The sequence below is a fragment of the Neptuniibacter sp. QD37_6 genome, assembly GCF_047778085.1.
GTDB lineage: Bacteria > Pseudomonadota > Gammaproteobacteria > Pseudomonadales > Balneatricaceae > Neptuniibacter.
Genome location: NZ_CP180550.1, coordinates 3,481,138 through 3,500,210, shown reverse-complemented (window position 1 = coordinate 3,500,210; position 19,073 = coordinate 3,481,138). Strand labels below are relative to the sequence as shown.

15 protein-coding genes, 2 tRNA genes and 3 rRNA genes are annotated in these 19,073 nt (G+C 45.2%); 19 read left to right on the top strand and 1 reads right to left on the bottom strand.

From position 1 onward, the window contains the following. Positions 1–152: 152 nt before the first annotated feature. Positions 153–803: a ribosome biogenesis GTP-binding protein YihA/YsxC gene (gene yihA / locus ACMXYO_RS16795; RefSeq protein ID WP_415886281.1), complete on the bottom strand. Its 651-nt coding sequence runs from the start codon at positions 801–803 to the stop codon at positions 153–155. A gap of 214 nt (positions 804–1,017) precedes the next feature. Between yihA and ACMXYO_RS16790 the strand changes: the two genes are divergently transcribed. The 19 genes from ACMXYO_RS16790 (at position 1,018) to mshL (ending at position 19,072) form a co-directional block, all read left to right on the top strand. After that, positions 1,018–1,623, top strand: coding sequence for a c-type cytochrome (locus ACMXYO_RS16790; RefSeq protein WP_415882867.1), 606 nt, complete (start codon positions 1,018–1,020; stop codon positions 1,621–1,623). A 114-nt stretch (positions 1,624–1,737) separates the two neighbouring features. Next, on the top strand, positions 1,738–2,361 hold the full coding sequence (locus ACMXYO_RS16785) for a thiol:disulfide interchange protein DsbA/DsbL (RefSeq protein ID WP_415886279.1): 624 nt from the start codon (positions 1,738–1,740) through the stop codon (positions 2,359–2,361). A gap of 136 nt (positions 2,362–2,497) precedes the next feature. After that, positions 2,498–4,087 (top strand): GGDEF domain-containing protein, encoded by a 1,590-nt coding sequence (locus ACMXYO_RS16780; protein WP_415886278.1) that lies wholly within the window; start codon positions 2,498–2,500, stop codon positions 4,085–4,087. Positions 4,088–4,132: 45 nt separating this feature from the next. Next, positions 4,133–5,767, top strand: a complete 1,635-nt coding sequence (ubiB, locus tag ACMXYO_RS16775) for a ubiquinone biosynthesis regulatory protein kinase UbiB (RefSeq protein WP_415886277.1) — start codon at positions 4,133–4,135, stop codon at positions 5,765–5,767. Between the two features lie 87 nt (positions 5,768–5,854). Beyond that, complete coding sequence (locus tag ACMXYO_RS16770) at positions 5,855–6,187, top strand: phosphoribosyl-ATP diphosphatase (RefSeq protein WP_415886276.1); 333 nt, start codon at positions 5,855–5,857, stop codon at positions 6,185–6,187. 103 nt (positions 6,188–6,290) lie between these two features. Beyond that, complete coding sequence (gene tatA, locus ACMXYO_RS16765; RefSeq protein WP_415882862.1) at positions 6,291–6,545, top strand: Sec-independent protein translocase subunit TatA; 255 nt, start codon at positions 6,291–6,293, stop codon at positions 6,543–6,545. Positions 6,546–6,557: 12 nt separating this feature from the next. Further along, positions 6,558–6,929, top strand: a complete 372-nt coding sequence (gene tatB / locus ACMXYO_RS16760; RefSeq protein ID WP_415886275.1) for a Sec-independent protein translocase protein TatB — start codon at positions 6,558–6,560, stop codon at positions 6,927–6,929. Next, complete coding sequence (gene tatC / locus ACMXYO_RS16755) at positions 6,926–7,729, top strand: twin-arginine translocase subunit TatC (protein ID WP_415886274.1); 804 nt, start codon at positions 6,926–6,928, stop codon at positions 7,727–7,729. Before tatB ends, tatC begins: the two co-directional genes overlap by 4 nt. Before the next feature lie 608 nt (positions 7,730–8,337). Further along, positions 8,338–9,877, top strand: a 16S ribosomal RNA gene (locus tag ACMXYO_RS16750). Between the two features lie 68 nt (positions 9,878–9,945). Further along, positions 9,946–10,022: transfer RNA gene (locus tag ACMXYO_RS16745), tRNA-Ile, on the top strand. A gap of 24 nt (positions 10,023–10,046) precedes the next feature. Continuing rightward, a tRNA-Ala gene (locus ACMXYO_RS16740) sits at positions 10,047–10,122 on the top strand. A gap of 218 nt (positions 10,123–10,340) precedes the next feature. Next, positions 10,341–13,227, top strand: a 23S ribosomal RNA gene (locus ACMXYO_RS16735). Positions 13,228–13,369: 142 nt separating this feature from the next. After that, positions 13,370–13,485: ribosomal RNA gene (rrf, locus tag ACMXYO_RS16730) — 5S ribosomal RNA — on the top strand. The 16S, 23S and 5S rRNA genes sit together here with 2 tRNA genes alongside, the layout of an rRNA operon. 381 nt (positions 13,486–13,866) lie before the next feature. After that, positions 13,867–14,637: an enoyl-ACP reductase FabI gene (gene fabI, locus ACMXYO_RS16725; protein WP_415886273.1), complete on the top strand. Its 771-nt coding sequence runs from the start codon at positions 13,867–13,869 to the stop codon at positions 14,635–14,637. A gap of 311 nt (positions 14,638–14,948) precedes the next feature. Next, complete coding sequence (gene pilM / locus ACMXYO_RS16720) at positions 14,949–15,878, top strand: pilus assembly protein PilM (RefSeq protein ID WP_415886272.1); 930 nt, start codon at positions 14,949–14,951, stop codon at positions 15,876–15,878. Further along, positions 15,875–16,474: a hypothetical protein gene (locus tag ACMXYO_RS16715; RefSeq protein WP_415886271.1), complete on the top strand. Its 600-nt coding sequence runs from the start codon at positions 15,875–15,877 to the stop codon at positions 16,472–16,474. Before pilM ends, ACMXYO_RS16715 begins: the two co-directional genes overlap by 4 nt. Beyond that, complete coding sequence (gspM, locus tag ACMXYO_RS16710; RefSeq protein ID WP_415886270.1) at positions 16,467–17,147, top strand: type II secretion system protein GspM; 681 nt, start codon at positions 16,467–16,469, stop codon at positions 17,145–17,147. The genes ACMXYO_RS16715 and gspM overlap by 8 nt, the downstream gene beginning before the upstream one ends. Continuing rightward, entirely contained in the window at positions 17,140–17,478 is a 339-nt protein-coding gene (locus tag ACMXYO_RS16705) for a hypothetical protein (RefSeq protein WP_415886269.1), read from the top strand. The genes gspM and ACMXYO_RS16705 overlap by 8 nt, the downstream gene beginning before the upstream one ends. Positions 17,479–17,488: 10 nt before the next feature. Beyond that, positions 17,489–19,072, top strand: a complete 1,584-nt coding sequence (gene mshL / locus ACMXYO_RS16700) for a pilus (MSHA type) biogenesis protein MshL (protein WP_415886268.1) — start codon at positions 17,489–17,491, stop codon at positions 19,070–19,072. Position 19,073: the final 1 nt, after the last annotated feature.

The following is a 19,073-nucleotide window of genomic DNA, read 5'->3' as shown; positions in this document are numbered from 1 at the left end:
AAAGGGAACTTTTTCAAATATAGAGAGTCAACAGCCTTAAGAGTCACTTACACATTCATCGTGCCATGGCTGTGGCTCTTTACAACAAGCATGCGTTAAAGCCCTGAGAAATTGACAGTTCCCCTTCCTAAGTTTCCCAGGGCTTTCTTTTGTTATTCGCCTTCAAATTCCTCTTCGAAATCATCTTCCGGCAGTAACCATAGATCCAAACGCTGTCTTAGCTGATCGACATTCTGTTTCTTCAACGCGGAGAAGGTTTGCACAGTTACCAGATCACCTAGAACGGCAGTTAGTTCCTTGCGAATCTTCAACATAGTCGACTGAGCTGGGCCTTTTTTCAGCTTGTCGGATTTGGTTAACAGTACATGTAGAGGCATCTCAGTACTTAGGCACCAATCAACCATCATCTGATCAAACTCTTTCATTGGATGACGAATATCCATTACAAGCACAACGCCTTGTAAGCATTGGCGCTTTTGTAGGTACTCTTCCAAGTGCTGCTGCCAATGCTGCTTCATCGCGACAGGTACTTTGGCGTAACCATAACCTGGTAGATCGACAATACGAACACCTTCGATATTTAGATCGAAGAAGTTAATCAATTGAGTGCGGCCTGGCGTTTTCGATGTACGTGCCAATTTGTTGTTATTGGTCAGCGTGTTAATCGCGCTCGATTTACCTGCGTTTGAGCGGCCTGCGAAAGCGACTTCTGCGCCTATATCCGCCGGACACTGGTGTAATTTTGCCGCACTCTTATTAAATTTTGCGGTGTTGTAGTGAACGGTTTTTTTATCTGAAGACATATTTTTAAGTCGCTTTTTAAGAAATCGCTACTAAAGGAACAGAGATTGCCGTTCCAGTTTGTGTGGATATTGGTTTATAATTGCTCCAATTTTACCTGCGAACAGGCCTAAGCTCTAGTCTGCAGGGAAGTGAGGATAACATCGGTCAACGCTTAATGACTCATCATTACGCCTATGGCCGTCTAATTTTAATAGCAAGAGTCTGGGTTCATCGATGAATAAACTACTGATTAGCTTGCTGGTGACCGTTGGTATCACTGGTGTAGCTCACGCAGCGGGTGATGCTGCTAAAGGTAAAGGAATGACTGCAATGTGTGCTGCTTGTCACGGTGCTGACGGTAACAGTGCAATCGCAAACTTCCCTAAGCTAGCAGGTCAGAACGAAAAATATCTGATCAAACAGCTACAAGATATCAAATCTGGTAAGCGTACAGTTGTAGAAATGACTGGTCTTCTAAACTCTTACAGCGACCAAGACATTGCTGATATCTCTGCTTACTTTGCTAAGCAGACCGGTACTGTAGGCCACGCTGCTAAAGATCTTGTTGAACAGGGTCAGAAAATCTACCGTGCAGGTATCGCAGATAAAGGCGTTGCTGCTTGTACAGCTTGTCACGCACCAACAGGTGAAGGTAACAGCCAAGCAGGCTTCCCAGGTATCGGTGGCCAGCACGCTGCATACACTGAAAAGCAGCTAAAAGATTTTGCTAAAGGCGCGCGTAACAATGATCCACAGCAGATGATGCAGGATATTGCGGCTAAGCTAAGTGATGACGAAATCAAAGCGGTTTCTAGCTACATTCAAGGCTTGGGCAAGTAAGTTCAGCTTGGATTCAAATAAGGCAGCTTAGGCTGCCTTTTTTGTACGTGGTAGGAACTTAGGTTTTATTTTATTGTCTACCACCGGGTCCTATTGTTTTCGGAGCAAAGAATAATGAAAAAGTTTGGGTTGATGTTAGTGGTGTTACTTCTGCCGTTTATGGCGCAGGCGGAAACGTTTAAAGAAGGCGTGCATTACGCAAAAGTTCCTGAAGTGGGTTTAAGGTCTGATAAAAGCAAAATTGAAGTGATTGAAATGTTCGGATACCCGTGCCCGCACTGTAATAACTTTGAGCCACTGATTAAACACTGGGAAAAGAATAAAAACGAAGATGTAAATTTTGTACGTACGCCCGTCGCTTGGAATCCGAGCTGGGAACTTATGGCGCGTGCTTTTTATGCGTCAGAATTTATGAAAACGTTGGATAAAACTCATGAAGCGACTTTCCATGCGATTCACGTTGAGCGTCGTCGTTTTAGAGGTAAAGAAGATTTTGCAGATTACTACGGCAATCTAGGTGTTGATACAGGTAAGTTCCAAAGCTTGTTCAACTCATTTGCGGTTGAAACTAAGATCCGTCAGGGTCGCCAGCAGCTATCTAAATACGGTATTAAAGGTGTGCCTGCGATGGTTGTGAATGGTAAGTATCATGTGACTGCAGGTATGGCTGGAGGCCATAAGAAGATGCTTGAAGTCGTTGACTTCCTTGTTGAGAAAGAACGCTTGGCTGCCAAGTAAATAAAAAATACAATCAAAAACGCCCCCTAGAGGGCGTTTTTTTATATCTGATTGATATCAGACCTAGTGCGAAGAACAGAGTTCGACTAACATGAAGTCTGACTGATGTTGATGTTGTGTACTCCGAGGACGTGGTGTGGCAGAAGAACAGGTAGATTGGAAGAAAAAATACCGGGAGCTTTCTCAGGATTTTGAGAAATATGAGCGTAAAACGGCTGATGTTGAACAGCAGTTGCGTCATTTAGCCGGTTATCTTTCTATCGGCTTGGAAGGTGATAACCCTCAATTTGATGCTGAACTAACAGCATTAAAACCATTACTCCAAGAAGAGTGTGGGGAGCATCTCGGCTTTTTGAAAAAAATCAGTCGTCGCATTGAAAAGCAAGTCCAACATCGAGAAGATCTTCGCGGCAAAACTGCAAAGCAAACCGTTGCAGCGCTTTTAAAATGGATTCGTATGCTGCGCACTCAAGTGCAAAATAGCGGATCACAAAATCTACTGGATTCCCTTGAACGTCGGAGTAACGAGGTTGAAGAGAAAGCTTACGATTTACCTGCTGTTCTAGGGGACCTGATTGAGCTGCAAAGCCATATTGAAACAGGTACAGAAGATAGTGCAGAGATCAGTGATAGCGATTTCTCTTTAGATACTACAGCTTCAACAGATGCGCTGGGTGATGAAGTTAAATTACTCTTAAAACGTATTGGTGCTGAACTATTAGAACTTATCAGCGGCTTATATGTGCCTAAAGAGGAAAACCCAAATGCACGTCAGCTGGTAAAACGTATCGAAGAGGGTTTTGAATTACCTCATCTACCCGAGATCGTTCATCAAGTAGTGCAGCTGGTTATCAAATCAACCAGCAATACCAGTGAAGACTTTGAAAATTATTTATTGGAACTCAGTACGCGTTTAACTGAGGTCCAAACCTTTGTGGTTGATAGTCGCCAAGAGCAGCAAGAAATTGGTCAGAATCAGCGTGAGCTGGATATTCAAGTTCGACGTGACGTTAAAAAGCTGCATCACACGGTTAAAAATACCAACGACATTACAGATCTGAAGAAAGCGGTTTCACTGCAACTTTCGGGTCTTGTTCGCGCTATGGATAGTTTTAAAAAGAAAGAGGAAGAGCGTGAGCAGCGGTTGCAAGGTCGTTATGAAGATCTGATCGATAAAGTTGAATTGATGGAGCAGGAAACACGTAAGGTTAAAGCTCACATGGAAGAGGAACGCCTTCGTGCACGTACAGACCCTCTTACTGGCTTGCCAAACCGTGCAGCTTACGATGAGCATATTGACCAGGAATATGAGCGCTGGTCTCGATATCGCACGACTTTCTCTATAGTTGTCGGAGATCTAGATTTCTTTAAGAAGATCAACGACACCTATGGTCATTTGGCTGGTGATAAAGTGCTGCGTTTGGTGGCTAAAGTTATCACTAAGAACATTCGCGTAACGGACTTTGTTGGTCGTTATGGCGGTGAAGAGTTTATTATTATCCTTCCCTCTACTGGTGCAGAAGAAGCTTCGCAGGCAATGGAAAAATTGCGGGAATCTTTAGCTAGTAGCCCATTTAATTTCCATGGAAAGCCCGTGGGGATTACAATGTCGTTCGGTGTAACAGAAATCAAAGAGGGTGATTCCCTTGATGATATATTTGCCCGTGCTGATGAAGCATTATATCAAGCCAAAGAAGATGGCCGTAACTTAGTCAGAACTAAGTAAAGCCACTACTTACCTATTAATATTTAGCAACAAGGTTTCCCTGCTGTGAAACGTCTATCGCGAATTCTGAAGATTGTTCAGGTTTTTGCTCGGTATCGATTGGATACTCTATTTTTGGGTTTAGCCCTTCCTTGGTATATGCGATGCCTGTTTTGGTTATTGCCTTGGCGTTTATTTATTCCTGCAAAACAAACGCAGGCGGTACGCGTTCGATTAGCGCTAGAGGCTTTGGGGCCTGTTTTTGTTAAATTTGGTCAAATGCTATCAACGCGCCGTGATTTATTGCCTGATGATCTGGCAGAAGAACTAAAAAAACTACAAGATCGTGTACCTCCATTCTCTGGCCCGCAAGCACAAGGGTTGATTGAAAAAGCCTTAGAAAAGCCTGTTTCAGAGCTATTTGCTGAGTTCGAAGTAGATCCAATGGCGTCCGCATCGGTTGCTCAGGTCCACAAAGCAACCATGCTTGATGGTAGTGAAGTTGTAGTCAAAGTTATCCGTCCGGGAATTGGTAAAACAATTCGTAAAGACGTAGATCTTCTCTTCAGTTTAGCTCGTCTGGTTCACGTGGTTTGGGAAGAAGGACGTCGCCTGCGCCCTGTAGAAGTGGTAGCTGAGTATGAGCAAACTATCTTCGATGAGTTAGATCTTCGCAAAGAAGCGGCAAATGGCTCACAGCTAAGACGTAACTTTGAAAACAGCGATATTCTTTATATTCCTGAAATTTACTGGGATTACACACGCTCAAATGTATTGGTGATGGAGCGCATTCACGGTATTCCTGTGGCTGAAGTTGATCAGTTAAATGAACAGAATACCGATATGAAAGCGTTGGCTGAACGTGGCGTAGAGATATTCTTTACTCAGGTCTTTCGGGACAGTTTTTTCCATGCGGACATGCACCCGGGTAATATCTTTGTTTCTCGTAATAATCCAAGTTCACCGCAATACATCGCGGTGGACTTTGGGATCATTGGTTCGCTTACCCCAGAGGATCAAAGCTATTTAGCACGCAACTTCCTTGCTTTCTTTAAGCGAGATTACCGTATGGTGGCGCAACTGCACGTTGATTCTGGTTGGGTTCCTGCGGACACTAATGTCGATGCATTTGAAACTGCAATCCGCAGTGTGTGTGAGCCGATCTTTGAGAAGCCGTTAAAAGATATCTCCTTCGGACAAGTGCTTTTAGGTTTGTTTCAAACGGCACGTCGTTTCAATATGGAAGTGCAGCCTCAGCTTGTATTACTTCAGAAAACGCTACTGAATATAGAAGGCTTAGGTCGACAGCTTTATCCTGATCTTGATCTATGGGAAACGGGCAAACCGTTTCTAGAGAACTGGATGAAAGAGCGCATGGGGCCAAAAGGTGTTTTCCGTTCTATTAAACAGCAAGCGCCTGATTGGCTAGAGAAAATGCCACATATGCCACAGCTGATTTTTGATTCGCTGAGCCAGATTAGGAATTTAGATAGTGCACGCCAGCGTGATATAAGAGCTTATCAGCAAGCGAAGGAAGCACTAGAAAGTAAAGCATCGACGAGGCGCAATCTGGGTCTGCTTCTGATTGTAGGAGCTATAGCTGTTGCTAATCCAGATGTGATGGAATGGTTATGCGACTTGCCTCCTAGTAGTTGGATTTTAGCGGGGCTGGGTGTAGTACTATTGTTGAAACGTTCGTGATCCTCCTTTAGGAGGGGATGGTGGAAGCAATATTGATCGGGTATGCTTCCGCACGTAAGTTAGTCTTAATTGAAAGTGAGTGAATAAATGAATGACGTATTAACTCAACTGGGTCAAGTTCTGGAACAGCGTAAATCAGCAGCCCCAGACAGTTCATATGTCTCTAGCTTACATGCTAAGGGCTTGAATAAGATCTTAGAAAAGGTCGGCGAAGAAGCAACAGAAACTATTCTGGCAGCTAAAGACGCGCAGACCAGCGGTGACAATAAAGATGTCATTTATGAAACAGCCGATCTTTGGTTCCACAGTTTGGTTGCATTATCGCACCTAGGTGAAGAACCACAGGCCGTCTTAGATGAATTAGCTCGCAGATTTGATTTGTCGGGCTTGGAAGAAAAAGCGTCACGCACTAAAAAATAAATACAGATCCTAAGGCGTTAATAAAAACGTGTAACGTGGATCATTCCAACAGATTTTTATGATGGCAGTTAAAAGAGCTGCTATGTGATAGCGGAGAGTAAAAATGGGTTTAGGTGGTATCAGTATTTGGCAGCTATTGATTATTTTGGCCATTATTATTCTGATTTTTGGTACTAAAAAATTCAAAAATATCGGCAGTGATCTAGGCGGTGCTGTTAAGGGCTTCAAAAAGGCCATGACAGAAGAAGAAAAGGCCAAAGAAGAAGCTGAAAACAAACAGATCAAACAGGAAGATGCTGACTTTACAGAGGCTAAAAAAGCTGACGACGTAAAAGCTGAGCAGAAGTCTGACAAGTAACAGGCTTTAACTATGTTTGATATCGGTTTTGCCGAGCTACTCATTGTTGCAGTAGTTGCGTTGGTTGTACTTGGACCAGATAAATTACCAACTGCTGTAAGAACTGTCGGAATGTGGATGGGGCGTATAAAGCGTACTGTCTCTTCTATACAGACAGAAATTAGCGAAGAGCTAAGAGTAGAAGAATTAAAACGTACGACGGCTATTCAGAAACACGAGTTAGAAAAAGAACTTAATGAGATGCGTCAGCCATTTAATGATGCATTAAAAGAAGAAGTTCCAGTTAGCTCTAAGATTGTTCCCCCAGAAGCAACAGAAGAAAAGCCTCAATCTGCGAATGAGCCTACTAAGGCTGATGACAATAGCAGTACAGGAAAATCATGAGCAATCAGCAGCCTGAACACGATCAGGAACAGCCACTAATTAGCCATCTGGTTGAATTGCGCCAGAGACTAATGTTTATCCTACTTATTATTTTAGGTTTCTTTCTTGGCTTATTTTACTTCGCCAATGATCTGTATACCTATCTATCATCGCCATTAACTGCGTTGCTGCCAACAGGCACAAGCATGATCGCGACTGATGTTACCTCTCCATTCTTTGCGCCCTTTAAGCTAACGCTTGTTGCTGCAATCTTTCTAGCGATGCCGTTTGTATTGCACCAGATATGGGGATTTATCGCGCCAGGCTTATATAAGCATGAGAAACGTTTTGCGATACCCTTGTTAATATCGAGTATCTTTCTGTTTTATGCCGGAATTGCATTTGCTTACTTTGTCGTATTTCCACTGATATTTGGTTTCTTTACAAGTGTTGGGCCGGAAAATGTAGCGGTAATGACGGATATCAGCAGTTACCTGAACTTCGTGTTAAAGCTGTTCTTTGCTTTTGGTATCGTATTTGAAATACCGATAGCTACTTTGTTACTGATATGGTCGGGTGCTGCAACTGTGGCTGGTCTGAGACAGAAGCGTGCATATGTAATCGTTGGTTGTTTCGTATTAGGTATGTTGTTAACACCACCGGATGTAATTTCACAAAGCTTATTAGCGCTTCCAATGTGGCTGTTATTTGAAACAGGAATTATCTTGGGTGTTATCTTTGTAAGAAAGCAAACAGATGATGAAGAACTTTCTGATGAGTTCGTTGCGGCAGAAGAAGAGCAAGAAGAGAATACTAAGTAGTGGTTAAAAGCTAATAGCTGAATTAGAAACGGTGTTTATTGAGAGATAAACGCCGTTTTTGATGCCCGCAGAACAGAAATCAGCCAATTCTGTATAACTAGTAAACAAAGTTGAATATTTATTCACTTTTTTTCGCTTTTTAAAAGATTGGGTGTTGACCCTTTTTCAGATGTCTGTAGAATTCGCCGTCCTTGCTTAGGGAGGCCGCTTTTTAAGGGGCTGCAGAGCTGAGTGAGGTGCTTGGTAAGTGGTTGAAAACATTGGTTTTTAAGATTGCTTACGGAGTAGGATTCAAAGTCCGGTTGCTGAGTAAAAACTTTTTACAAAATTGCAAAATAAACGGTTGACTTTGAATGAGCGCGCAGTAGAATATGCGCCTCGCTTGAGACGAACAGCACGTGGTGTTGAGCGTCAAAAAAGCAACGCTCTTTAACAATTTGATCAGATAATTCGTGTGGGCGCTTGTTGAGAAGAAGCAAACTTTTTCTAGACAAGCAACCAAGTGAATTCATTTAAAGCGATTTACAAAGGTTTAACGTTCTTAAGAATGTTATCCGGTTGTTTAGTACTAGAGCCCGTTACCACATTCCTGGTAACACAAATGATTTAAACTGAAGAGTTTGATCATGGCTCAGATTGAACGCTGGCGGCAGGCCTAACACATGCAAGTCGAACGGTAACATGACTAGCTTGCTAGTTGATGACGAGTGGCGGACGGGTGAGTAACGCGTAGGAATCTACCCAGTAGCGGGGGATAAGCCAGAGAAATTTGGTCTAATACCGCATACGCCCTACGGGGGAAAGCAGGGGATCTTCGGACCTTGCACTATTGGATGAGCCTGCGTGAGATTAGCTAGTTGGTGAGGTAATGGCTCACCAAGGCGACGATCTCTAGCTGGTCTGAGAGGATGATCAGCCACACTGGAACTGAGACACGGTCCAGACTCCTACGGGAGGCAGCAGTGGGGAATATTGCACAATGGGCGCAAGCCTGATGCAGCCATGCCGCGTGTGTGAAGAAGGCCCTAGGGTTGTAAAGCACTTTCAGCAGTGAGGAAAGGTTAGTAGTTAATACCTGCTAGCTGTGACGTTAACTGCAGAAGAAGCACCGGCTAACTCCGTGCCAGCAGCCGCGGTAATACGGAGGGTGCGAGCGTTAATCGGAATTACTGGGCGTAAAGCGCGCGTAGGTGGATTGGTCAGTCAGATGTGAAAGCCCAGGGCTCAACCTTGGAACTGCACCTGATACTGCCAATCTAGAGTACGGTAGAGGGTAGTGGAATTTCCTGTGTAGCGGTGAAATGCGTAGATATAGGAAGGAACACCAGTGGCGAAGGCGACTACCTGGACCGATACTGACACTGAGGTGCGAAAGCGTGGGGAGCAAACAGGATTAGATACCCTGGTAGTCCACGCCGTAAACGATGTCTACTAGCCGTTGGGAGACTTGATCTTTTAGTGGCGCAGCTAACGCGATAAGTAGACCGCCTGGGGAGTACGGCCGCAAGGTTAAAACTCAAATGAATTGACGGGGGCCCGCACAAGCGGTGGAGCATGTGGTTTAATTCGACGCAACGCGAAGAACCTTACCAACTCTTGACATCCAGAGAAGTTACTAGAGATAGTTTCGTGCCTTCGGGAACTCTGAGACAGGTGCTGCATGGCTGTCGTCAGCTCGTGTTGTGAAATGTTGGGTTAAGTCCCGTAACGAGCGCAACCCTTGTCCTTATTTGCCAGCACTTCGGGTGGGAACTCTAAGGAGACTGCCGGTGACAAACCGGAGGAAGGTGGGGACGACGTCAAGTCATCATGGCCCTTACGAGTTGGGCTACACACGTGCTACAATGGCCGGTACAGAGGGCCGCGAACCTGCGAGGGTAAGCTAATCTCAGAAAACCGGTCGTAGTCCGGATTGGAGTCTGCAACTCGACTCCATGAAGTCGGAATCGCTAGTAATCGCGAATCAGAATGTCGCGGTGAATACGTTCCCGGGCCTTGTACACACCGCCCGTCACACCATGGGAGTGGATTGCACCAGAAGTAGCTAGCTTAACCTTCGGGAGGGCGGTTACCACGGTGTGGTTCATGACTGGGGTGAAGTCGTAACAAGGTAGCCCTAGGGGAACCTGGGGCTGGATCACCTCCTTAAACGAAAGCCGATTCTCGGCAAGCGTTCACACGAATTATCTGATCAGAGAAGTTAAGAGCAACGGTGTAGGCTTGTAGCTCAGCTGGTTAGAGCGCACCCCTGATAAGGGTGAGGTCGGTGGTTCAAGTCCACTCAGGCCTACCAATCAATAGCCTTACTGTTTTTCTTGGGGCTATAGCTCAGCTGGGAGAGCGCCTGCTTTGCACGCAGGAGGTCTGCGGTTCGATCCCGCATAGCTCCACCATCATCCTTGTGGATGAGAAAGGAAGAGTTTTAAAACATATTGTCGGTTTTGACATTATCTTTTAAAGCTTTTTTGCTTTAAACGCTCTTTAACAATTTGGATTTGATTCATTTGATTTAGATTTAAGACATGTAGTTTTACTGCATGCGCCAATTCGGCGAAATCTATCGTTACTAGCAATACAAGTTACTGTGATTCCAGACGCCTTCGGGTTATATGGTCAAGTGACTAAGCGTGCACGGTGGATGCCTTGGCAGTCAGAGGCGATGAAGGACGTTGTAACCTGCGATAAGGTTCGGGGAGGTGGTAAACAACCTTTGATCCGGACATTTCCGAATGGGGAAACCCACCTATTTATAGGTATCTTTTAACTGAATACATAGGTTATTAGAGGCGAACCTGGGGAACTGAAACATCTAAGTACCCAGAGGAAAAGAAATCAACCGAGATTCCCTAAGTAGCGGCGAGCGAACGGGGACCAGCCCTTAAGCTTTATTAGATTTAACAGAACACTCTGGAAAGTGTGGCCATAGTGGGTGATAGCCCCGTATGTGAAAGGTCTTTTAAAGTGAAATCGAGTAGGACGGCACACGTGAAACGCTGTCTGAATATGGGGGGACCATCCTCCAAGGCTAAATACTCCTGACTGACCGATAGTGAACCAGTACCGTGAGGGAAAGGCGAAAAGAACCCCTGTGAGGGGAGTGAAATAGACCCTGAAACCGTGTACGTACAAGCAGTGGGAGCCGTTTTCGGACGGTGACTGCGTACCTTTTGTATAATGGGTCAGCGACTTACTTTTAGTGGCAAGGTTAAGCATTTGCGGAGCCGTAGGGAAACCGAGTCTTAATAGGGCGTCCAGTCGCTAGGAGTAGACCCGAAACCGAGTGATCTATCCATGGGCAGGTTGAAGATGCAGTAACATGCATTGGAGGACCGAACCGACTGTCGTTGAAAAGCCAGCGGATGACTTGTGGATAGGAGTGAAAGGCTAATCAAACTCGGAGATAGCTGGTTCTCCTCGAAAACTATTTAGGTAGTGCCTCGTGTCTAACCATGGGGGTAGAGCACTGTTTCGGCTAGGGGGTCATCCCGACTTACCAACCCGATGCAAACTCCGAATACCCATGAGTTCAATCACGGGAGACACACGGCGGGTGCTAACGTCCGTCGTGGAAAGGGAAACAACCCAGACCGTCAGCTAAGGTCCCAAAGTTTATGCTAAGTGGGAAACGATGTGGGAAGGCTTAGACAGCTAGGAGGTTGGCTTAGAAGCAGCCACCCTTTAAAGAAAGCGTAATAGCTCACTAGTCGAGTCGGCCCGCGCGGAAGATATAACGGGGCTAAGCATAACACCGAAGCTACGGATGCACTTTGTGCATGGTAGAGGAGCGTTCTGTAAGCTGTTGAAGCGGAAGCTGTAAGGCACCGTGGAGGTATCAGAAGTGCGAATGCTGACATGAGTAACGATAAGGGAGGTGAAAACCCTCCCCGCCGGAAGACCAAGGGTTCCTATCCAACGCTATTCGAGGTAGGGTGAGTCGGCCCCTAAGGAGAGGCTGAAGAGCGTATCCGATGGGAAACAGGTTAATATTCCTGTACTGCTCATAACTGCGATGGGGGGACGGAGAAGGCTAGGCTAGCGCGGCGTTGGTTGTCCGCGTTTAAGATAGTAGGTTTAGAGCTTAGGTAAATCCGGGCTCTTTTAAGACCGAGAATCGATGACGAGGTCCTTTATGGACTGAAGTAGTTGATGCCATGCTTCCAGGAAAATCCTCTAAGCTTCAGGTTATGACTAACCGTACCCTAAACCGACACAGGTGGTCAGGTAGAGAATACTAAGGCGTATGAGAAAACTCGGGTGAAGGAACTAGGCAAAATGGCACCGTAACTTCGGGAGAAGGTGCGCCGGTTTTGGTGATGGGACTTGCTCCCTAAGCTGAGGCCGGTCGAAGATACCAGGTGGCTGCGACTGTTTATTAAAAACATAGCACTCTGCAAACTCGAAAGAGGACGTATAGGGTGTGACGCCTGCCCGGTGCCGGAAGGTTAATTGATGGGGTTAGCGCTTGCGCGAAGCTCTTGATCGAAGCCCCGGTAAACGGCGGCCGTAACTATAACGGTCCTAAGGTAGCGAAATTCCTTGTCGGGTAAGTTCCGACCTGCACGAATGGCGTAACGATGGCCACACTGTCTCCACCCGAGACTCAGTGAAATTGAAATAGCTGTTAAGATGCAGTTTACCCGCGGCTAGACGGAAAGACCCCGTGAACCTTTACTACAGCTTCACAGTGGACTTTGACATTACTTGTGTAGAATAGCTGGGAGGCTTTGAAACCCTGTCGCCAGATAGGGTGGAGCCACCTTTGAAATACCAGCCTGGTAATGTTGAGGTTCTAACCCAGTTCCCTAAGCGGGATCGGGGACATTGTGTGGTGGGTAGTTTGACTGGGGCGGTCTCCTCCCAAAGAGTAACGGAGGAGCACGAAGGTACCCTCAGCATGGTCGGAAATCATGCAATGAGCGCAAGAGTAGAAGGGTGCTTGACTGCGAGACAGACACGTCGAGCAGGTACGAAAGTAGGTTCTAGTGATCCGGTGGTTCTGTATGGAAGGGCCATCGCTCAACGGATAAAAGGTACTCCGGGGATAACAGGCTGATACCGCCCAAGAGTTCACATCGACGGCGGTGTTTGGCACCTCGATGTCGGCTCATCACATCCTGGGGCTGAAGCCGGTCCCAAGGGTATGGCTGTTCGCCATTTAAAGTGGTACGCGAGCTGGGTTTAGAACGTCGTGAGACAGTTCGGTCCCTATCTGCCGTGGGCGTTTGAGATTTGAGAAGAGTTGCTCCTAGTACGAGAGGACCGGAGTGAACGAACCTCTGGTGTACCGGTTGTGATGCCAATTGCATTGCCGGGTAGCTACGTTCGGACGGGATAACCGCTGAAAGCATCTAAGCGGGAAGCCTCCTTCAAGATGAGATCTCACTGGGAACTTGATTCCCCTAAAGGGCCGTTGAAGACTACGACGTTGATAGGTTGGGTGTGGAAGCGCTGTGAGGCGTTGAGCTAACCAATACTAATTGCCCGTGAGGCTTGACCATATAACGCCCAAGGCGTTTGGCAAGTGACTTGTAAGATATGTAAGACGATAGAGAGTAACGAATTAGCGCGTAGTTAAGCTACAGTCGAAGAACTATCTAGATCAAATAAAAGAAGAATCAGATCTAAGTTGTAACAGTTTTGCTTGGCGACCATAGAGTTGTGGAACCACCTGAATCCATCCCGAACTCAGACGTGAAACGCAACATCGCCGATGGTAGTGTGGGGCTTCCCCATGTGAGAGTAGGTCATCGCCAAGCATTTAATTAAGAGAAAACCCCGGTCACGATGTGATCGGGGTTTTTTCGTTTACAACCGTGTTTATAGTGCAGCTAGGCAAGCAGAGCAAATATCAAATGTGGGCGGGTAATCTAAAGGCTGGTCATGCTTTAGCGAAGAACGCACACTGATACGCAGTCCTTAGTTGTCCTTAGTTGTCCTTAGTTGTCCTTAGTTGTCCTTAGTTGTCCTTAGTTGTCCTTAGTTGTCCTTAGTTGTCCTTAGTTGTCCTTCGCTGTCCTTCATTGCCTTAGATCAACATCTTATTTCTTACCGACCCCTTTACCGGTGCGGTCATATATTTGTATTGTGCGTATGCGTAAAATAGGAATCAGTTTTGATTATTTATAAGGGTTTATGGAATGTCTAACTTGTTAATGGCTGGGAAAAAAGTACTTGTTGTTGGTATCGCTAATGATAAAAGTATCGCTTATGGCTGCGCGAAGGTTTTGAAAGCCCAGGGTGCGGAGTTGGCCATTACTTATCTTAATGATAAAGCTGAGCGCTTTGTGCGCCCTTTAGCAGAAGAGCTTGAGGCGGATATTTTTATGCCTCTAGATGTTTCCGTACCTGAACAGATGGATGCTGTGTTCTCCGAGTTAGAGTCTAGATGGGGTGAGTTAGACGGTGTGATTCACTCTTTAGCTTTCTGTCCGTTAGAGGATCTACATGCCCCTATTTCTGAATGTTCACGTACCGGTTTCTTACAGGCTATGGACATTTCCTGCTATTCATTTATTGATATGGCAGCGCGTGCTAAACGGCTTATGAAAAATGGTGGTTCGCTAATTAACTTCTCTTACCTCGGTAGTGCATTGGCTACAGGTGATTACAACATTATGGGTTGTGCTAAAGCGGCTTTAGAGGCAGCAACTCGTTATTTAGCACGTGACCTTGGTCCTCAGGGGATTCGTGTTAACTCTATTTCACCAGGAACTATAGCGACGCGTGCTGCCGGAGGAATCAAAGACTTTGATGCCATGCTACAGCACAATGAAGAGATGGCTTGTGATGGTAAATTACCGACAATTGAAGAAGTGGGTAACTCTTGCCTCTACTTTATGTCACCGCTCTCTGAGGGTGTAACGGGCCAAATCCATTACGTTGACCACGGTGTTTGTATTGTAGGTTGATCTTATTCCGTCTAGCTGTGCCTACATGTGTAGCTAGACGGAGCTTCTTCTTTATGGCTTTAGTTTTATTGATGAATGAATGATCAATAAACCAGGGTGTTATAAAGTAACTCTTTTCTCTCTTATATCTGATAAAACAAGGTTGTAGGGCAGCTTATTCATATAGATTCTGTTAAGTTATTCCTTACATGGCCGACACGGTTACTGAATGTTTACTTAATCATTAATCTTGGGTTTTTCGATTGAAACGATTGTTTAAGCTCGGTAGATTTGTTGTTAGAGAATTAAGCGAATAGTGCAGGAGTTAACGCTTGCTTTCATTTCTTAAGAAAAAGTCTGCGGTAAACGGTTTAACTTCCCTCGTTATCAATAAGGGAGGCGTTTCTTTTGCACATGTTCGAGATGGTAATACTCAGCCAGAACTCGTCTGCTGTGAGTACAGCGCATCGACTAACCCTTTAGTTGAGCCCAAACGTTTCAGGGATTTGATAGAAGCAAATAACCTTCTGGGTACGAAAACTTCATTAGTTTTACCGGAATTTAGCTATCAGATCCATCTTGTCGAGCGCCCTGAAGTGCCAGACGAAGAGCTTGCTGAAGCTTTACGTTGGCGACTCAAAGATTTGATTACCTTCGATGTCGAACAAGCCGTAATTGACTATATTGACCTACCAGAAGACGCCTATCGAAGCCGCAGTCGCATGGTTTATGCAGTAGCTGCCGAACAGACCAAGGTAGATCTATGGGTTGATTGGTGCAGGGAAATAGGTTTGGATATTACTGCAGTCGATGTGCCTGAGTTGGCTTTGCTTAACTTAACGGAAGACCTTGCTGATAGTGAATCTGGTTTAGCTGTATTCAATATCGGTGAAGAGGGCAGTTCGATTAACCTTCTCTCTGATAGCGCTTTATATTTCACTCGTAATCTTAGCTACAGCCATACGTCAGCCCCTGAAAACGCTTCATCTGCTGTGCTTGAGCTTCAGCGTTCTCTTGATTATTACGAAAGCCAAGTAGGTAAACCACCTTGTGTGCGCTTACTTGTGATGCCCATGCAAGCGGATGAATCGCCGCTAATGAACGAATTACGATATAGCCTAGCGCTTGATATTCACTCATTAGATCTCAATAACCTTATTTCATCCGAGATAGACCTTACTGAGTCTCTCCAAAATCAGGCTACTGTCGCTATTGCTGCGGCGTTACGCACTGAATTTGCTATAACTGAGGTGGTTAAGTGAAACAACGAATTAACCTCTATAACCCTCACAAATCAAAAAAGAAATTTGAACTCTTAAGCCTGCAGGGTGGCGTCACAGTTGCTGTAGCAGCCATTGCGGTTGTTCTGTTATGTGGACTCGGTTTGAAGTGGTATGCATCTGAACAGGAAAGCACGTTCGCTAAACTGCAACAGGACAAAGTTAAGATCGATGAAGCAGTCGCTACAGAGCAAGCGCGCTTTAGTAATCTTCAAGTACAGCCAGAAATTTTGGCTGAACAGCAACGTTTAAAAGATGAGATTGCTGCACGGAAAGCGTTACAAAGCTTATTGCATAAAGTGCAACCAGCTCAGAGTGTTAATTTCTCGTCTTATCTCTATGCCCTAGCTGATGCTTCATTAACGGAAAGTTGGTTAAGTCAGTTCGTACTTGATAATAATAACCGTAGTTTTGCTTTGGGTGGTGGTGCTGTCGATGGCCCGTCAGTTGCTTCCATGATTGAATCGATTACTAGTACTGAAGAATTCCAAGGTATGAACGTTAATACGCTAACTGTAAATGCTGAAGGTAGTGGTGTGCGCTTTGATGCTTTAGCGGAGTTGCGCAGTTATGAATAAACGCTGGCAGGAGTGGGACAGTAAATGGAATGAGCTAACGGCACGTGAACGTATCATGTTGCTTGTAGTTGGCTTAGTAGCCCCTTTAGCATTGATCTTTGTGTTCTTAATCGAGCCTGCAATGATCGTATTACAAAAGGTGCCAAGTAAAATTGAAGCTATGCAAACCAGCATCGATGCTCAAGATCGCGTTTTACAACTGCTTAAGAGTCAGCAACCGAAAGACCCTAACGTCGAGGCAAGAGCTGAGCTAAAACGTTTGCGTACTCAGTTATCTGAGGCTAATCAGGATATTAAGCGTGCTGCTACAAACCTCGTTTCGCCTGATCAGATGCTGACTTTGTTAAGATCAGTATTAGCCAACGAACAAGGCATTGCGCTTGTGAGTGCCAAAAGCCTACCTGTTGTAGCTAAACAGTTAAATGACAAGCCCGTTGACGCTGATAAAGATACCAAGCCTATGGGTCCGCAAGCTGTAATTTTTATTCATCCATTTGAATTAGAGCTGAAAGGGACTTATCAGGGTTTATATGACTATTTGCAGAAAATAGAACAGCTTGATGGTGTTTTCTTTTGGGATACTTTGGAATACAAAGTTGACGAGTATCCTGCTGCAAAGGTGAAGATCAAGGTTCATACCTTAAGCTCTGAAGCGGGGTGGTTAGGTGCCTAAATTAGTCATTTTGTTAATTACATTACTTGGCAGTAGTTCGATTTATGCCGAGCGCCTACCTGCCGATCCTACAAAGCCGTTGGCTTTTTATGTGGCTAGAGGTGGCATCAAAAAGCCTGAGCAAGGATATGTGCTTAGTTCTTTGATTGTTCGAAAGCGAACTCCCTCTGCGATTATTAATGGTCAGCGTGTGCAGCAGGGTGATCTGGTTGATGGTGCCGAAGTGGTCGAAATCAACCGTACAGGAGTTAAGTTGAACACTGGAAGTGAATATCAGATGATCTCTTTAGCTGAACGAAAAGGTTTTAGTAAAGTTAAGAGTGGGAAATAGGCTAGAAATAATGATGAAACGTATTTTCAGTACTCTTGCGATGGGCAGTGTTCTTGTCTTAAGTGGCTGCCAGACGCTTCCGCCTGTTGCTGGCACGACCACTAAACAGGTGGGTGAATCCGCAATTGAAGAAGCAATTGAAGAGAATAAAAAAGCGGTTACTGCTGCACCTCCGCCACCATCTCTTGTTCCTGCGCTTATACCGCCACTTAACTTACAAAATAGTCAGGCTTCTAGCGAAGAGCGGTTTGATATTACGGCGGAAGCATTGCCTGCCAAAGATTTCTTCATGGGGTTGGTACAAGATACACCATATAACATGATCGTTCATGAAGCGGTCGGCGGTAGCATCTCGCTTGAATTAAAAAACGTAAGTGTCGCTGAAGTTATGCAAGCAGTTCAGCGTGTATACGGTTATGAATTCGAACGTACGGGTAATCTATATCAAGTACTTCCTGCTTCCTTACAAACCGAATTGTTCCAGATTAACTATTTAGATATTCAACGTGATGGCACCTCTGATACACAAGTCAGCGCGGGTTCAGTCAGTACTGCAGGTGATAACTCGAGCACTGATGAGGTAATTGGCACGCGGATCAGCACGAAAACATCGACTAATTTCTGGGGTAACTTAAAAAGCACGCTAGAGACTATTGTTGCTGGTGAAGGACGCAAAGTGGTTGTAACCCCGCAGACAGGTGTTGTTGTAGTACGTGCACTACCAAGCGAACTTTCCACTGTGCGTGAATATCTAGCTCAGGCCGAATTGATTTTGCATCGTCAGGTAGTAATTGAAGCGAAAATATTAGAAGTAACGTTGAATAATGGTTTCCAAGCGGGCGTTAACTGGTCCGTTTTAGGTAAACCGGGGCAAGGTAATACTGCCCTGTTTAGTCAGTCTTCAGTTGGTTTGAATAATGATGATGGAATCGGCGGTATCTTCAAAGCTGATCTGAGTATTGGTGATTTTACTGCTGTAATTGAGTTATTGGGTAGTCAGGGTGATGTACAGGTGCTGTCGAGTCCGCGTGTATCAACCGTCAACAATCAGAAAGCTGTGATCAAAGTCGGTACTGATGAATTCTTTGTGACTGAAGTTGAAAATACGACTACGACAGGTACGAGTACAACATCGTCACCGAGTATTGAGCTGACGCCTTTCTTCTCTGGTATTGCGTTGGATGTAACCCCGCAGATCAGTGCCAGTGGCGATATAGTTTTGCATATTCACCCAACTGTTTCGGAAGTGGTAGATCAGCAGAAGCAGATCAGCGTGGGTACTGATGATTTCAATATCCCATTGGCTCTAAGCTCTATTCGTGAGTCGGACAGTATTGTCCGTGCAGAGAGTGGTCAAGTGATCGTAATTGGCGGTTTGATGAAGTCCACAGATAGTGATTTACGTGCTAAAACGCCTGGTTTAGGTGATCTCCCAGGTGTTGGTAACTTGTTTAAGCAAAAACGCCAAGCAGGTAGTAAAACTGAACTTGTGATTATGTTACGGCCTGTATTAGCAAACCACGATAATTTGCAGAATGAGCTAAAACGCAGTTTGCGATCTTTCCAGAGCCTGCAATCTACACCAGCAATGTAAT

Coding starts and splice junctions, on each gene's coding strand:
- yihA (WP_415886281.1), bottom strand. CDS start 803: ATGTCTTCAGATAAAAAAACCGTTCACTACAACACCGCAAAATTTAAT.
- ACMXYO_RS16790 (WP_415882867.1), top strand. CDS start 1,018: ATGAATAAACTACTGATTAGCTTGCTGGTGACCGTTGGTATCACTGGT.
- ACMXYO_RS16785 (WP_415886279.1), top strand. CDS start 1,738: ATGAAAAAGTTTGGGTTGATGTTAGTGGTGTTACTTCTGCCGTTTATG.
- ACMXYO_RS16770 (WP_415886276.1), top strand. CDS start 5,855: ATGAATGACGTATTAACTCAACTGGGTCAAGTTCTGGAACAGCGTAAA.
- tatA (WP_415882862.1), top strand. CDS start 6,291: ATGGGTTTAGGTGGTATCAGTATTTGGCAGCTATTGATTATTTTGGCC.
- tatB (WP_415886275.1), top strand. CDS start 6,558: ATGTTTGATATCGGTTTTGCCGAGCTACTCATTGTTGCAGTAGTTGCG.
- tatC (WP_415886274.1), top strand. CDS start 6,926: ATGAGCAATCAGCAGCCTGAACACGATCAGGAACAGCCACTAATTAGC.
- fabI (WP_415886273.1), top strand. CDS start 13,867: ATGTCTAACTTGTTAATGGCTGGGAAAAAAGTACTTGTTGTTGGTATC.
- gspM (WP_415886270.1), top strand. CDS start 16,467: ATGAATAAACGCTGGCAGGAGTGGGACAGTAAATGGAATGAGCTAACG.
- mshL (WP_415886268.1), top strand. CDS start 17,489: ATGATGAAACGTATTTTCAGTACTCTTGCGATGGGCAGTGTTCTTGTC.